Annotated in this window: 12 protein-coding genes; 4 read left to right on the top strand and 8 right to left on the bottom strand. The window is 59.5% G+C overall.

All coding sequences use genetic code 11. The features are described 5' to 3' along the window. Window positions 1-13 precede the first annotated feature (13 nt). Window positions 14-1,438, bottom strand: a complete 1,425-nt coding sequence (gene sbcB, locus AR306_RS03710) for an exodeoxyribonuclease I (RefSeq protein ID WP_101496216.1) — start codon at window positions 1,436-1,438, stop codon at window positions 14-16. Between the two features lie 273 nt (window positions 1,439-1,711). Between sbcB and AR306_RS03705 the strand changes: the two genes are divergently transcribed. Both AR306_RS03705 and gap read left to right on the top strand, forming a co-directional pair. Further along, window positions 1,712-2,347: a COG3650 family protein gene (locus AR306_RS03705; protein ID WP_101496215.1), complete on the top strand. Its 636-nt coding sequence runs from the start codon at window positions 1,712-1,714 to the stop codon at window positions 2,345-2,347. Window positions 2,348-2,382: 35 nt separating this feature from the next. After that, window positions 2,383-3,378 (top strand): type I glyceraldehyde-3-phosphate dehydrogenase, encoded by a 996-nt coding sequence (gene gap / locus AR306_RS03700; RefSeq protein ID WP_101496214.1) that lies wholly within the window; start codon window positions 2,383-2,385, stop codon window positions 3,376-3,378. Between the two features lie 77 nt (window positions 3,379-3,455). On the opposite strand, the gene AR306_RS03695 is transcribed toward gap, so the two are convergent. The 7 genes from AR306_RS03695 to AR306_RS03665 form a co-directional block, all read right to left on the bottom strand. Continuing rightward, window positions 3,456-3,662 carry a SlyX family protein gene (locus tag AR306_RS03695; protein ID WP_240622471.1) on the bottom strand — a complete coding sequence of 69 codons (207 nt, stop codon included), beginning with the start codon at window positions 3,660-3,662 and terminating at the stop codon, window positions 3,456-3,458. Further along, on the bottom strand, window positions 3,659-4,087 hold the full coding sequence (locus AR306_RS03690; RefSeq protein ID WP_101496213.1) for an HIT domain-containing protein: 429 nt from the start codon (window positions 4,085-4,087) through the stop codon (window positions 3,659-3,661). Before AR306_RS03690 ends, AR306_RS03695 begins: the two co-directional genes overlap by 4 nt. A 242-nt stretch (window positions 4,088-4,329) precedes the next feature. Then, window positions 4,330-5,559, bottom strand: coding sequence for a hypothetical protein (locus AR306_RS03685; RefSeq protein WP_101496212.1), 1,230 nt, complete (start codon window positions 5,557-5,559; stop codon window positions 4,330-4,332). Continuing rightward, window positions 5,556-6,185, bottom strand: coding sequence for a condensin complex protein MksE (locus AR306_RS03680; protein ID WP_101496211.1), 630 nt, complete (start codon window positions 6,183-6,185; stop codon window positions 5,556-5,558). Before AR306_RS03680 ends, AR306_RS03685 begins: the two co-directional genes overlap by 4 nt. After that, the gene (locus AR306_RS03675) at window positions 6,182-9,850 is read right to left on the bottom strand and encodes an ATP-binding protein (RefSeq protein ID WP_101496210.1); all 3,669 of its coding nucleotides are present in this window, start codon (window positions 9,848-9,850) and stop codon (window positions 6,182-6,184) included. Before AR306_RS03675 ends, AR306_RS03680 begins: the two co-directional genes overlap by 4 nt. A 132-nt stretch (window positions 9,851-9,982) precedes the next feature. Continuing rightward, a complete protein-coding gene (locus AR306_RS03670) occupies window positions 9,983-10,657 on the bottom strand; it encodes an energy-coupling factor ABC transporter permease (protein ID WP_101496209.1) in 675 nt (224 codons plus the stop codon). A 663-nt stretch (window positions 10,658-11,320) separates the two neighbouring features. Next, the gene (locus tag AR306_RS03665; protein ID WP_101496489.1) at window positions 11,321-13,297 is read right to left on the bottom strand and encodes a peptidase U32 family protein; all 1,977 of its coding nucleotides are present in this window, start codon (window positions 13,295-13,297) and stop codon (window positions 11,321-11,323) included. Window positions 13,298-13,447: 150 nt separating this feature from the next. On the opposite strand from AR306_RS03665, the gene AR306_RS03660 reads away from it, so the two are divergent. Further along, window positions 13,448-13,966, top strand: coding sequence for an acyloxyacyl hydrolase (locus tag AR306_RS03660; RefSeq protein ID WP_101496208.1), 519 nt, complete (start codon window positions 13,448-13,450; stop codon window positions 13,964-13,966). Window positions 13,967-14,178: 212 nt separating this feature from the next. Next, complete coding sequence (locus AR306_RS03655; protein ID WP_240622470.1) at window positions 14,179-14,520, top strand: transcriptional regulator; 342 nt, start codon at window positions 14,179-14,181, stop codon at window positions 14,518-14,520. The last annotated feature ends 7 nt before the right edge of the window (window positions 14,521-14,527 follow it).

The following is a 14,527-nucleotide window of genomic DNA, read 5'->3' as shown; positions in this document are numbered from 1 at the left end:
TGCTTTTAATTTTTTAGCGGTAGCGCTGCTCCAGCCCGGCTACATATTGCTGCCATTGACGGATCACTTCATTTTCCCGCTCCTCCGGTAACAACTCCGTACAAGCACGGGTAAAACCATCCAGCGTAAGCGGCGCTCCGGCTTGCGCATCATGCAACCGTTGCTGGCAAAACACATACCATTGCTGTTGTTCCGCCGCTGTCAGGGTGTGCGGATAATTGCGCGCACGATACCTGAACAGCAGCTCCGGCAAGCGTTGATCATCAAATGGCCAGACAGCGCCAGCCAGCGCCTGCGCATCACTTTGCACAACCTGCCGACACAGCTCCCGGTCCCGCTCGCCCAGAAACCCGCCATATAGCTGCTGTTCCGGGTCCTGTCGCGACGCAAATGCTTCGGGCCGGAATACTTCCCGCAGCTTTTCCTGCACGGCAGACAGGTTATCCAGCAACAGGCGGCCATTATGGCGCCAGAGAGCATCATCGATCTGCAGCCAGGGCTGCTTCTCTGCGCAAAGGCTGTCCATGCCGGTCAGTGCCGGGCATTTGTTGGCATGAATCTTTTTCACCGGAACCGGGCTTGCCCCGGCCGGCAACTCATCATGCCGGGTGTACAGGCGCTGCCTGATCTCTGCCGCCGGCAACTCCAGCAGCGGGCTGATATCGGCCAGCAAGTCGCACACGACATAGGCGTTCTTGTTGGCCGGATCAATCAGTAGAGGCATGACGATCGACAGGTAGCGCCGCTGCCACCCCTGTTTGCCGGAGACATGCACCACCGGACGACCGATGCGCAAGGCATTGTGCACCAGGTTCTTGTCACGCATCCGGTACAGGTGCGCGTACAACTGGGGTTGCGCCCGGCGCAACAGCCGAGCCATGGCAATGGTGGCCCGCACATCGGCCAGTGCATCATGGGCCTGGCCATGTTCGATACCATTGGCGCCAGTCAGCAGCTCAAGCCGGAAGCTGGTACGGCCTTCATCGTTTTGTGGCCAGTTGATTCCCTCCGGCGCCAGTGCCCAGGCACAGCGCAGGGCATCCAGAATGTCCCAGCGACTGTTGCCGCCCTGCCACTCGCGGGCATAAGGATCATGAAAGTTGCGGTACAGGCCGTAACGTGTAAATTCGTCATCAAAACGCAGGCTGTTATAGCCTGCCGTGCAGGTTTGCGGCTGCAACATTTCATGGTTGAGACGGCCGACAAATTCGGCCTCGGTCAGGCCCTGCTCCTGCACAACCTGCGGGCCGATACCGGTCACCAGGCAGGCACGCGGGTGCGGCAGGATATCGTCACTCAGCCGGCAGTAGATGTTCAGCGGCTCGCCGATCTCGTTCAGTTCCGCGTCCGTACGAATACCCGCCACCTGCATTGCCCGGTCGGCAGCCGGATTGATCCCGGTGGTTTCAAAGTCATACCAGAAAATGCTGGCGCTCATGGTCTTTTCCTTCTTTCGATAGCGGGACCAGCCATGTTAGCCTGAAAACACCGGCCTTCACATCAGCACCACCAGCAGTCCCTCGCGCCCTGCTGCTCACACAGCCGGCAAACCGCTTCCTGTCCGTTACATATATCAGTCCGGAGATCACGCGAAGCCCATGCCATATCTTCACACATGAATATCACTCCCCATATATGAATGAATAAAACTGCGATAAACTGACAGTCATTTAGCCATTGCTGATACATGGTTGTCTGGGAGACTCGCTTAATGAAAACGCGCTTTTATACGCTACTGTGTTGTGGCCTTCTGCTGGGTGGCTGTCAATTGTTGCCCGGCACACCAGACAATGCTCCGGGCAAGCGCCTGCAGGGGGAGCTGGGTTACATCGACGGCCAATGGCAACTGACCACCTGTGATGGTGGCAGCCTGTTACCACTGGAGCTTGCCGAACCCTGGCTGCAGGCCGCCGCCAGTTGTGATGCGGAACAGGGGCAGAGCTGCTTTGCCGATCTCGAAGTACGCCCTGCCGGACAAGTCACCCGGGTTCACCGCATACAACACGAGGGCCACGGTTGTGCTGATGACGAATTCGGGCACCTGCTGATCCGCGCCGCCGGCAACGAGCCGTTCTGGAGCGTGCGTCTGAACAGCCACGGACTTGTCCTGCAGCAACCCGGCCAGCCGGCTATTGCCTTACCCTATATCCACGAGCAGCTCGGCGACGGCCTGCAGTACATCAGCAGCCAGGCCGATCACCATGTCTTGCAGCTCTGGATCAGCCCGCAACCCTGTATCGACAGCATGAGCGGTGCCTGGCATGCGTTGTCCGCCCGCCTGCAGTGGCAAGGCGAAACATTTACCGGTTGTGCCTACCATGGTGCACAACAGATCTCTTCCCCCTGACAGGGTGTTTGTCAAAACCTACAAGGAGCTTCACCATGCTGAGAATCGCCATCAATGGCTATGGCCGCATTGGCCGCAATGTTCTGCGCACCCTGTTTGAACGCGGTCTGCACAACAAGATCCAGATTGTCGCCATCAACGACCTGGGTGATGCGGCCATGCTGGCCCACCTGACCCGCTTCGACTCAACCTTTGGCCGCTTTGGCATCAACTGCCATGCCAGCGGTGATACCCTGCAGGTCGGCTCGCAAAGCATCCGCCTGCTGCGCGAACCCGAACTGGTCAACCTGCCCTGGCAACAGCTCGGCGTTGATGTCGTGCTGGAATGCACAGGCCGGGTCAAGAAACGCGTGGACGCCGAAAAGCACCTGACAGCCGGTGCCCATAACGTCCTGATGGCCCACCCGCTGGCCGATGCCGACCTGACCGTGGTGTATGGCGTGAACCATCAGCTGCTGGGCAACCAGCATATTGTCTCCAACGCATCCTGCACCACCAACTGCCTGGCACCGCTGGCCAAGGTACTGCACGAAAGCGTGGGCATCGAGCATGGCCTGATGACCACCATCCATGCCTATACCAACGACCAGAACCTACTGGACAAGAACCACAACGACCTGTACCGCGCCCGGGCGGCCGCCCACTCCATGATTCCCACCAGCACCGGTGCGGCCAAGGCCATCGGTCTGGTCATCCCCGAGCTGGCCGGTCGTCTGGACGGTCTCGCCGTGCGCGTCCCCACCATGAACGTGTCGCTGGTCGACCTGAGCTTTACCGCCGGCCGCAGCACCAGCATCAATGAAATCAACGAAATCCTGTCTGCCGGAGCCCAACAGTTTCCGGAAGGTGTCATGGAGTGCAATCAGGAGCCGCTGGTCTCCTGCGACTTCAACGGCTACCCGGTCTCTTGCGTCGCCGACCTGACCCAGACCCGCGTCCACGACAATCTGGTCAAGGTGCTGGCCTGGTACGACAACGAATGGGCCTATTCCAACCGCATGCTGGACACCCTGCTGGCCTGGCGCGGCTGATCCGCGGGCGGCCTGCACTGCCAACCCGTGGGCACTCCCATCTAAAACGGCTGTCATTGGCAGCCGTTTTTTATCCTTCAATAATGCGGCGGCGGCTCGTTCGGCACGTCCTGGTACTGCTGCGCATGCTCTTCCTGCCGTTCACGCAGGCGCTGCAATTCAAGATTGAGACGGTCAATCTGCTTCTGCTGGTCGGCCACCACATCACTGAGCATCTGCAGGGCGTCATCCTGAAATGCCTGTCGTATCTCCAGTTCGGCCATGCGCTCGTCCACAGTGCTCATACCTCCTGTACCTCAAGGCCGCTGGCCTCAAGCACCTGCAGCATCTGCCGGCGCATGCCGTCCTGCTCTTCTTCGCTGTAGGGCACCGGCGTGCCACGGCCCCACACCGGCGCCGGCCAGCTCTCATCCCCTTCCCGACGTACTACCAGATGCATGTGCAGCTGGCGCACCACATTACCCAGGGTGGCAATGTTCATCTTGTCGGCGGCAAACGCGCCGGCCATCGCCTGTGCGAGCTGGCGGCTCTCGTCCCACAACTGTTGCTGCTGACCGTCATCCAGTTCAAAGACCTCACTGACAGCTGCAACCCGCGGCACCAGAATCAACCAGGGATAGCGGGCGTCGTTCATCAACAACACCCGGCATAGCGGTAAATCGGCCAGCCAGCAGGTGTCCTGCTGCAGGCGTTCGTCCAGTATAAACATCCTCACCTCACCTTGTAGTTGATTGGGGCAGCGTGACAGACTCCAGTTGCCCTTGATAACGCTGATGGCGCAGGCTGCGCTGTCCCTGCAGCATGATCTGCAGGCAACCCCGCAGCCCAAGCGTCCTTGTGCGAATGAATTCGCACCTACCGGGTTGCGCCAGCCAACTGTAGGTCCGGATTTATCCGGACAAAGCCCGGCAGCGCCGGGCCACATCGATGCCTGTGCGAATGAATTCGCACCTACAGCTGCACCTGCAATTCCAGGTCACGCACTATGCGCAAGTCATTCACCGCGCTGGCCGGCCCTTCGCTGTAATTCAGCCGAAACAGCTGTTTATCGGCAGCCGCCAGCCCCTGATAAGCAGCAATCACCTGGTACAGCCAGATCTCGGCATCCCACTCCAGCTTTGAGCCCTGCAGCCAGTCCAGCGCGCTGCGCGCCTGCTGTTGCTGCCAGACCTGCAGGAAGAAACCTTCCACATCCTGCTGCAATGCCCGTCGCCGTGCCAGCACTACCTCATGCTCAGCATGGCTGACCGCCCCCACCGCCTCCGCGGGCATGGCACGCGGGCGGGGTGCCGGCGGCAATGCCTGCAACAGCTCGCGCAGCACATCGCCGTCCTGCAGGCGGTCCAGCGACAGGCCGGCGGCGGCCTGCAAGGAGCGGGCCTGATTGAACAGTGGCGGCACCTCGGTGCGCTGGGCATAGTCGCCCGGCTTGAAATTGGGGTGGCGCTGCAAATGCGCCAGCATGCCACGCACCAGGCGGTTACGGGCATGTTGCTGGCGGAAGCGGGCCAGCAGTTCGATCAGCCGCTGCTGCACTTCGCGCAGACGGTTAAAGTGCTCGCTGACCTGCGCCTGCAGCTCGCGCACCAGCAAATTGCGCAGTCGCGCATTGCTACCGCACAGGTTGATCAGCTCGGCAAAGTCGATCATCTTCAGGCCTTCCAGCCAGCGCTCCACTTCCTTGCCGGCCTTTTCGTTTTCGGCCATTTTTTCCGGCAGGCTGCTGACAAAGGCAAAGTCGCTGTTGAGCCGGTTCCACAGGCTTTCCAGCCCATTGATGATGCGGCTGTTGAGGTCGTCCACGTCCTGGCTGAGGCCGCCAAACAGATAGTCGGCATGGCTGTGGTTGCCCTGCTGCTGGGCCTGATTGACTTCGTTGGCCAACCGGCGAATTTCCTCCAGAAAGTCGCCAATTTCCGGATTCACCTTGCGCCGGCGTTCGTCGGCAATCAGCTGGGCAATCAGCTGGCGGGCCGGTTCGCCCAGTTTGGGGCCGCTATGTTCATCCACATGGGAAAAAATCCGCGCGCCGAGCAAACGCTCGATGGACTTGTCCTGGCCCAGCTCATCAATCGGCTCGCCGTAATAACTGCGCATCACCAGTTCGGCGTGCTTGCCCAGCAGCTTGAGCCGCTCAACCCCCTGGCGGAAACTTTCGCCCTGATAATCCAGGCTGCTCATGACAGCAGCGCCTCCTGCTGCGCGGCGGGCTCGTCGTCGAGCTGGATGCGTTCTTCTTCCTGGATAAAGCGTACCAGTTCCAGCAGGTAATCAATCTTGCCGGTAACGACAAAATGCTGGCGGTCCTTGTGCGGCTGCAGCAGGTAGCCCTGCTGACGCAGGCGCTCGAACACCAGCTTGAGCTGGCCGCCGGTGTCCTCGCTCTGCGACTGGAACAGACGGGTGGTACACAGCTGTTGCAGTTGCTGGCGCAGGCTGGGGTTGTTTTCAATGCGCGCGGCCAGGTCGTGCCGGTTGAGCACGTCATGGGCACTGAGCACGCGGTCGCTGCCGGTGGTGTCCTGCACCAGCTGCATCAGGGTCAGCATCGGCATCAGGCTGTCCAGGGTGTCGCGCAACTGCTGGCTGAGGCTGTCGCGCAGTTCCTGGTTCAGCTCCAGCCAGGCCAGATACCAGACTGCACCGTCGGCACTGCTGGCCAGCCGGCGGTTGAGCGGACGCAGGTACTGGTCAAGCTGCTCGCGCAGCGCTTCATTTTGCAGACGCTCGTGGTTGTGGCTATCGCGCACCTGGCAGACAAAACCGCCGCCCAGCAGGTCTTCAAGCAAGGGGCCGTACTGGATCATGGGGTTACCTCCTGGCGTTGTTGCTGCAGCAGCTGGCTCAGGCGGCTCAGTTGCGGCTCGATGCGCTTGAGCCGGGTCGGCTGGCCCGGTTTGCGCTCAATCAGGTAACGCTGACGGAACAGCGTCAGTACGTCCGATTCGGGGTTGGGGAAGGCACCGACAATATAGATATTGTTGTTGGCACAGGCGGCAAACAGTTTTTCCACGTTGTGGTAGGCCAGCGTGCCGATCTCGTCAATCGGCCAGTGGATGGTCACCCTGGCTTCGCCACGCAGCAGGCGGGTAAAGGCCAGCAGGTATTTGCACAGAATCAGGTAGGCCATGCCATGGCTGGATGATTCCAGCAGCTGACGGTCATTGCGGATAACCAGGTCGGAGCCGCCCTCATTGAGGTGCAGTTCCAGCCGGATCAGGCTTTCAAAACTGAACTGCTGGTCACTGCGCAGCAGCTCGGCCACATCGCCCAGCTGCTTCAGGTAGCTTTCCGGCGGCAGCTCGCCCGGGTGTTGCTCCCACTGCTGGTGCAACGCTGAAAAGGCTTTCAGCGGCTGCCAGAAACCCAGCTCGTCAATGGTGGACTGGATACGCACCTCGGACTTGCCGATGCCTTCCAGTGCAAACTCCTCGGTGACTTCAGCACTCAGGCGACGGCTTTGCTCGCTGATATGGCGGTTGAGATCGCGGAATACGGTGAAGAAGTTATACAGGTCGCCGCCATAGTTGCGGCCCTGCTGGATCAGGTTTTGCTGCTGGTCTTCCAGCAGGCGCAGCATGCCGGCAAAGCCCTGTAGCAGCGCACGGGCTGGCGGCTGTTCACCCAGCTGGTGCAGTTGCTGCTGCCAGGTATCCATGAAATCGGCGGCGCTGTCGCGGATCAGCTCGCGCTCGAACTGCTGCAAGGCACTGCTCACCGCACCGGCCCGTTCGCTGCGTTCGGCCAGCGCCTGCTGCATGCGGGCAATGCGTTCGCGGCAGTCGGCGCTTTGCAGCGGCTCGCCTTCGGGCACGGCCGGCAGCTGCGGTAACTGCTCCAGCTGGCGCAGCAACTTCTGCACACTGTCCAGTTGCTGTTGCAGGGTCTGGGCCTGCTGGCGACCGTCCTTGATGCGCTGTTGCTGGTGCTTGCGCTGCTCGTTGAACGCCTCACTCAACGCACGCAGGGCTTCTTCCAGCGTCACCCGCCGCTGGTGCAGTTCGTACTCGCTGGCTACCAGCTGCGGCTTGCGCTGTTGCCAGTCCACACGGATAAATTCCTGGTAATCCTTCAGCTCGTCGCTGCGCTCTTCGGTAGTGCGGATGCGCTGGCGCAGCTCCCTGAGTTTGGCTTCCAGCTGGCTGACCCGCTCCGGGTCGATGCCCTGCTCCAGCAGTTCCTGCTTGAGCGCCTGTTCCAGCTGGCGGATCTGTTCTGCACAGCTGCGCTGGCGCGCCTGCAGGTTTTGCTCATGCTGGCGGTAGGTTTCCTTCAAACGGCCCAGCTGTTCGTCCGAGTCGGCCAGTTCTTCCAGTTTGCGGGTATTAAAGGCGGATTCGCGTTCGCGCAGCAGTGACTTCTGGCGCTCCTGCTGCTGGTGCAGTCGCTGCTCCAGCTCCTGTAGTTGTTGCTGCAGGTCTTCGCGGCGGCGGCGCTTGAGCTGTTCCAGCTCCTGGCGGTATTGCTCCAGGCTGCCCCTGGCCATATCCAGATCGCCGCGCAGGCGCTGTACCTGCTGACGGGCCAGACTGACATGGCGCGCCGCTTCGTCGCTGGCCTGATTGAACAGCTTTTGCTGTTTTTCCAATGCTTCCAGCAGGGCCTGCTCTTCACGCACCCGGGCCATGGCCTGTTTAAGTGCCAGCGCCAGCTGCTCGTCATCACGGGCATGGGGCGGCAGCTCCAGCCGGCTCAGGTCCAGCTTGAGCTGATACAGGCTGGCCTCGGCCTGCGGCATCAGTTGCGGGTTGAGGTCAGTGCGCTCCAGTAACTCGGCGCGGATCACCTTGCCGATGCGCTGTTGCCAGCCCGGTTGCTGCTCCTGCAAAAAAGCGCGCAAACTGCCGGCTTTCGGCTCACTCTGACGCTGCAGCTCCTCATGTTCCTGCTGGGCCCGCTGCAGGCTCTGGCGCTGATTGCCGACCTGCTGCAGGTGGCCATCCTGCTCGCGGCGTGCCCGTTCATGCTCCTGACTCAGACAATCCAGCTCGGCGGTTTTCTGGTTGAGTTGGTCCTGGGCGCTGTCCACCCGTGCCTGCTGTTCTTCCAGTCGTTCCAGCTCCAGGCTTTCCAGCAGGCTGCCTTCCAGCCGAACCTTGACTTCTTTTTGCTGGCCAATCAGTTGCAGGCGCTGTTCGTTGAAGCGCTCGCGCTCGACATTGACCTCGCGCTGGTAATCCTCTTCCAGCTCACGGCGCTTGCGTGCCTGCTCATCACGCACGCGGTTTTCCTGCTGGCGTACCTGCTCCAGCTGCTGGTCAACCTGGTTGCGAAACTCCAGCAGCTCGTCCTGCAACTGGTGGCGGCGCGACTCGAAACGCTGGCGCGAACTGCCCTCGGCCTCGCGCAACAGCAACAGCTCCTCATCCAGCCCGTCACGCTCGGCACGCCAGATACCCAGCTGGGCCACCGCCTGCTCGAGCGCCTGCATGTCGCGCAGCTCGTAGTCGTGAAAACGCTGCTCGATGTTGTCCAGCGTCAGCTGGGTCTGCTGCTGCTCGCTTTTGACCTGGCTGAGTGTGTTGTCCTGCTCCAGCCGCTGCGCATCATAGCTGTCTGCCTGCTGTTGCAGTTCACCCTGCCACTGGCTGATCTGCTGTTCAAGGTCGGCATGCTGGCGCTTGAGGTCGCCGGCATCCTGCTGCAACAGCGGCTGCAAGCGGGCAATCAGCTGCTCGCAATCTTCCAGCTGCAACACCTGGCCGTCCAGCTTGCCGAACTGCTGGCGCAAGCCCTGCAGCCGGCGTGACTGGCGCACCTGTTGCACCCATTCGCGCACCTGGGCGCTCTTGATGCGGGTGCTGGGCAGGTCGACGCCCTCCTCCTCAAAGATGGCCGCCAGCATGGTTTTCAAAGTATCCATCTTGCCTTCCTTGGCATGCACGGCACTGACCAGTTTTTCGATATGGCGCAGACGGTGCGGGTTGTCGCACAGGCTATAGCGCAAGGCGTCCTGGCGCAGACGGTTGACTGCCAGCCGATCCAGTTTCAGGCCACCGACATCGTTCTGGATGATGGCACGGTAATCACTGATGCTTTCGATCTTGTTGGAAAAGCCGATATTTTCCACCCGCAGGTGGCGGACAAAATCCGCATAGCTGCGGGCATGCAGCTCGCCGTTGTCCTGCTGCTGCAAAAACAGGCTGCTGTCGTAAGGAGCGGCCACCAAACGGTAATCGACGCCCTCATCGGTCCGGCGCATCAGTACCGCCATGCACTGCGCGCCGGACTCGCGGCGGTATTCGTATACCAGATAGGAGTTGGCGTGCGGCAGGTAATAACGGTCGAATTTCTGCCTTGTGCGCGGCACCACGGCATTGGGCCGCTCGCCGTAAAACACCGGAACCAGCCGCTGCAGAGTGGTCTTGCCCGAGGCATTGCTACCGCAAATATTGCTGTGCCCCTGCACATCCAGTTCCACCACGCCATCGAGGTGGCCGTTGATCATGATGATGCGTAACAAGTGCGCCATGGTGTCATCCTGAACTGCGATCGAAACGGGCAAGTTTACAGGAAATTTGTCTGGTTAAGCGGGGGATTGATCGCGCGCGGCGGTATTTGCGCGGCGGTGGGGTTTGTGGCTACGCTCTGCCACCCTGCAGATTTATTCCTTCCAGGGTGCTTGCAGGTAACGGGTGCGGTTGAAGGTTTCCAGCCATTCCGGCTTGAATACTACCAGCGCGGTTATCAGGGTGCCGTTGATGAAGGCTTCGGGAAAGGCCACCAGCAACACCATGCCGAAGAAGTCGTCGAGCCAGGGCGGAAATTCGTACAGGCCGTTGAGCCAGAGCAATGCAAAGCCGCAGCTGGCGCATAACACCGCCGTCAGTGCGGCCGGAAAAAAGCAGGAGCAAAAGATGTAGACGAACAGGTTGTCCGGTTTGAAGCGCTCAACCCAGGCTGCCGCCAGCTCGGCGATCAGCACCGGCAACAGCACCAGCAACAAACCATTGATGCCCACTGCGACCAGCTCCGGCTTGCCGAAAAAAACGATCACCAGTTGGGCAAACAACCCGGCCAAAATGGCCAGCGGCCAGTGCAACAGCAGGGTAATTGCAGTCATACCGATGAAATGTATCGCCACGCCACTGGGAAAGTCGCGACGCAGCAACCACAGCATGCACAGGCAGAAAACGGTACCAAACAGCAAGTGCTGGCGCCGGGTATCGCTGAATAGCTCGACCCAGGGGGCCTTGCACAGCGCCAGCAGGATCACCGGCCCATACAGCAGCCAGCCCAGCCACAGGGTCAGGTCATTGAGCACCATGCTTGCAATCATTGTTTATCCTGTTTGTCTCGGTTTTGACTGCACACTAAAAACTGTCAATCACAGGTCTGGATTTATTCGGATAAAGCTCTTGTGCGAATGAATTCACACCTACAGATGTGTTTCGCCGGCCAATTGTAGGTCCGGATTTATCCGGACAGATCACGTGTGCGAATGAATTCGCACCTACAAATGTGGTTCGCCGGCCAGCTGTAGGGCCGGATTTATCCGGACAGATCACGTGTGCGAATGAATGCGCACCTACAAATGTGGTTCGCCGGCCAGCTGTAGGGCCGGATTTATCCGGACAGATCACGTGTGCGAATGAATGCGCACCTACAAATGTGGTTCGCCGGCCAGCTGTAGGGCCGGATTTATCCGGACAGATCACGTGTGCGAATGAATGCGCACCTACAAATGTGGTTCGCCGGCCAGCTGTAGGGCCGGATTTATCCGGACAGATCACGTGTGCGAATGAATGCGCACCTACAAATGTGGTTCGCCGGCCAGCTGTAGGGCCGGATTTATCCGGACAGATCACGCGTGCGAATGAATTCGCACCTACAAATGTGTTTCGCCGGCCAGCTGTAGGTCCGGATTTATCCGGACAAAACCCGGCAACGTCGGGCAACAAAAGCTCTTGTGCGAATAAATTCGCACCCACAGCGCCCCCTGTTAATGCATGCCCTGGGCAAAGCCGACCATCTTCACCGGCTCGGCCTGGCTGCCGGGCAACGGGCCATTAAAGATATGCGGCTTGATCTTGCCAATCACATGCATTTCGCAGGGGCGGCAGTCGAATTTCAGCGTCAGCACTTCATTGTCATGCACCAGCTGCATGTCACTGGCGTTATTGCGCACGCCAGTGAAGCCCTTGGCCTGTTTGGGGCACAGATTGAACGAGAAACGCAGGCAGTGCTTGGTAATCATCACCGGCACTTCGCCCTGCTCCTGGTGCGCTTCAAAGGCAGCATCAATCAGTTGCACGCCGTATTTGTGATAAAAGGCGCGGGCTTTTTCATTGTACACATTGGCCAGAAACGACAACTGAGTGTCGGGATACACCGGCGGCGGATTGCTAACCGCCTTGCGGCTGCCCTTGGGGCGTGCCTGCTCGCGGGCGGCATCCAGCAGGGCAATCGCTTCACGGCGAAGCTTTTTCAGCGCGGATGCCGGCACAAACAGTCCGTTTTGTACTTGGGTATCTATCTGTGTGGCGTGATAAATGGTGGTGCCGAGCTGGGTAAATGCATCACGCAACTGCTCGTCCAGCGGCTGCGGCTTGCTGGCGGTGGCAAAGGGCCCCTCCAGTTTGGCGGTCACGCTGACGCCTTCTTCGCTGGTTGCGGTGGCGCTCAAGCTGTGCTCGTCCAGCATGAGCTGCCAGCGCAGCCCGACGCGGCGTTCGGCAGAAGTCTTTTGCAACGCCTGTTGCCAGTTGTGATCCAGATTGCGGTTTAGCGCATGGCCGGCGCGCAACTGGCGGATTTCATCTGGCAACTCGTTGGGCAGCAGACGGTATTGATAATGCGGCTGGCCGTCCTGCTCGTATTCGGCAAGCAATTGTGCGGTATTGACGCGAAAACCGCTGATTTCGCGTTTGTACAGCACGTTCAGGCCATCACCGTTATTCAGTGGCGTGGTGGTTTGCACCATCAGATCGTTTTTGCCCACGCTGAGGATTTCCCCCACCGGCAGGCCGATAAACTTGGGCGAATCGAAAGCGCCAATGTCGATTTTGCGCTCGGTGACAAAATAGTCGGTGCTACCACGATGGAAGGTCTGCTCGGGGTTGGGTGCAAAGAAATGCTCGGTGCGGCCACTGGACGCGCGCGCCAGCTCAGGCTGTTGCTCCAGAATGGCATCCAGCAACTGCCGGTAATGAGCGGTGATGTTTTTCACATAGCCCATGTCCTTGTAACGGCCTTCAATCTTGAAAGAACGCACCCCGGCATCCACCAGCGCCGCCAGATTGGCGCTCTGATCGTTGTCCTTCATCGACAGCAAATGCTTGTCGTAGGCCACTACCCGCCCCTGATTGTCCTTGAGCGTGTAGGGCAAACGACAGGCCTGCGAGCAGTCACCCCGGTTGGCACTGCGACCGGTCTGGGCATGGGAAATATTGCACTGCCCCGAATAGGCCACGCACAGCGCACCATGAATGAAAAACTCGATAGCAGCATCGACCTGGCCGCTAATTTCGCGGATTTGCTGCAAATTTAGCTCACGCGCCAGCACCAGCTGGGAAAAGCCCGCTTGCGATAGAAACCGCGCCTTGTCCAGCGTGCGGATATCGCACTGGGTACTGGCATGCAACTCGATCGGCGGAATATCCAGCTCCAGCACGCCCATATCCTGCACGATCAGCGCATCCACCCCGGCATCGTACAATTCATGAATCTGCCGGCGGGCCGGCTCCAGCTCGTTGTCGTGCAGGATGGTATTCAGGGTGACAAACACCCGTGCATGAAACTGGTGGGCAAATTCAGCCAGTTGGGCGATATCCTGCACCGAATTGGCGGCATTGTGCCGTGCGCCAAAACCCGGACCGCCAATGTAGACGGCATCGGCACCATGCAAAACGGCTTGTTTGGCAATAGAAATATCACGGGCGGGGCTGAGCAGCTCCAGATGGTGGGCAGGCAGGGACATGGCGGCAGACTTCAAAAATGGATCAGAATCAGGAAAGCGGGCCATGGATTTTGCGTATCCCGCCCATTGATGGCAATCTGTCATTCCACCATCAATAACGAAACATAGCTTAACACAACAGCCCGGCTTCAGTGCGGAGGATGCACCATCATGAAAACAAGAATACTGTCATTGACCTCTGTTTTACTGCTGGCAGTCACCAGCCAGACACAGGCCCTGGAGTTCTCGGTTGCCGCCGGCGGCACCGGCCATGGCGATCCGGTACTGCGCGCCGGCCTCACCAGCGACTGGCAGCACCAATGGTTTGCCAGCGATACGGGCCAGCTAAGCGGCTACTGGGATACCGGCTACACCTACTGGTCGTCCGGACGCCACTCGGCCGCAGCTCACAGCCTGTCACTGGCACCTGTATTTACCTACACCTTCAACCGGCCTGTCCTCAAGCCCTTTATCGAGGGCGGCATTGGCGTGGCCGTATTCAGCAAAACCCGCGTCAACGGTCGCAAACTGGGCTCTTCGCTCAACTTTGAAGACCGTATCGGTGCCGGCATCCAGTTGCCCAACAATGGCAAGCTCGGCATCCGTGCCATTCATTACTCCAACGCCGGCCTGAAAAACCCCAACGACGGCGTGGACAACTACAGCCTGTTTTACCGACACCCGCTATAAAGCACAGAAGCATCATTGCGAGCGGAGCGAAGCTGTATTTGTTCATGCATAACCAGGTGATTATGAGCTGCCACGTTGCTTCGCTGCTCGCAACACCGGGTTTGATCAGTTCTTCCTTAACAGCAACAGGATTATCTGCATGTTCAATGCTTCATTTAACTTTCTGTTACATGAATGAAGCCAAACTTTTCAGCGAGCGTCTCCAGGAATCCATGCTTACAGCCGGCTACGAGGCACGCCCGGTAGTATTGGAGCGCGAATTTAACCAGCGTTACTGGGGAAAACCCTTGACGGTTCAAGCCGTGCGCCGCTGGCTGCTGGGCAATGCCATCCCCACCCAGGACCGTTTACAGGTACTGGCCGAATGGTTGAATGTGGACCCGCACTGGCTGCGCTTTGGTGAAAAGCTCAGCGGCTCGGTGCAGCAACAGCGCAAACGCTGGGATGCCAAGATGACGCCACAGGAACGTCAGGCCATCGAGGTATTTCTCGCATTACCACCCGACAAGCGCAAGATGGTGGGCGAAATCATTCACGCCCTGGCCAAGCCCTGAGCAAACG

Source organism: Thiopseudomonas denitrificans, assembly GCF_002866065.1.
Lineage (GTDB): Bacteria > Pseudomonadota > Gammaproteobacteria > Pseudomonadales > Pseudomonadaceae > Thiopseudomonas > Thiopseudomonas denitrificans.
Note: the sequence above shows the minus strand (reverse complement) of the source record. Positions and strands in the feature narration are given on the sequence as shown.

What these genes read in the sequence shown, in the direction of transcription:
- sbcB (WP_101496216.1), bottom strand. Translation starts at nt 1,438, where the DNA reads ATGAGCGCCAGCATTTTCTGGTATGACTTTGAAACCACCGGGATCAAT.
- AR306_RS03705 (WP_101496215.1), top strand. Translation starts at nt 1,712, where the DNA reads ATGAAAACGCGCTTTTATACGCTACTGTGTTGTGGCCTTCTGCTGGGT.
- gap (WP_101496214.1), top strand. Translation starts at nt 2,383, where the DNA reads ATGCTGAGAATCGCCATCAATGGCTATGGCCGCATTGGCCGCAATGTT.
- AR306_RS03695 (WP_240622471.1), bottom strand. Translation starts at nt 3,662, where the DNA reads ATGAGCACTGTGGACGAGCGCATGGCCGAACTGGAGATACGACAGGCA.
- AR306_RS03690 (WP_101496213.1), bottom strand. Translation starts at nt 4,087, where the DNA reads ATGTTTATACTGGACGAACGCCTGCAGCAGGACACCTGCTGGCTGGCC.
- AR306_RS03685 (WP_101496212.1), bottom strand. Translation starts at nt 5,559, where the DNA reads ATGAGCAGCCTGGATTATCAGGGCGAAAGTTTCCGCCAGGGGGTTGAG.
- AR306_RS03680 (WP_101496211.1), bottom strand. Translation starts at nt 6,185, where the DNA reads ATGATCCAGTACGGCCCCTTGCTTGAAGACCTGCTGGGCGGCGGTTTT.
- AR306_RS03675 (WP_101496210.1), bottom strand. Translation starts at nt 9,850, where the DNA reads ATGGCGCACTTGTTACGCATCATCATGATCAACGGCCACCTCGATGGC.
- AR306_RS03670 (WP_101496209.1), bottom strand. Translation starts at nt 10,657, where the DNA reads ATGATTGCAAGCATGGTGCTCAATGACCTGACCCTGTGGCTGGGCTGG.
- AR306_RS03665 (WP_101496489.1), bottom strand. Translation starts at nt 13,297, where the DNA reads ATGTCCCTGCCTGCCCACCATCTGGAGCTGCTCAGCCCCGCCCGTGAT.
- AR306_RS03660 (WP_101496208.1), top strand. Translation starts at nt 13,448, where the DNA reads ATGAAAACAAGAATACTGTCATTGACCTCTGTTTTACTGCTGGCAGTC.
- AR306_RS03655 (WP_240622470.1), top strand. Translation starts at nt 14,179, where the DNA reads ATGCTTACAGCCGGCTACGAGGCACGCCCGGTAGTATTGGAGCGCGAA.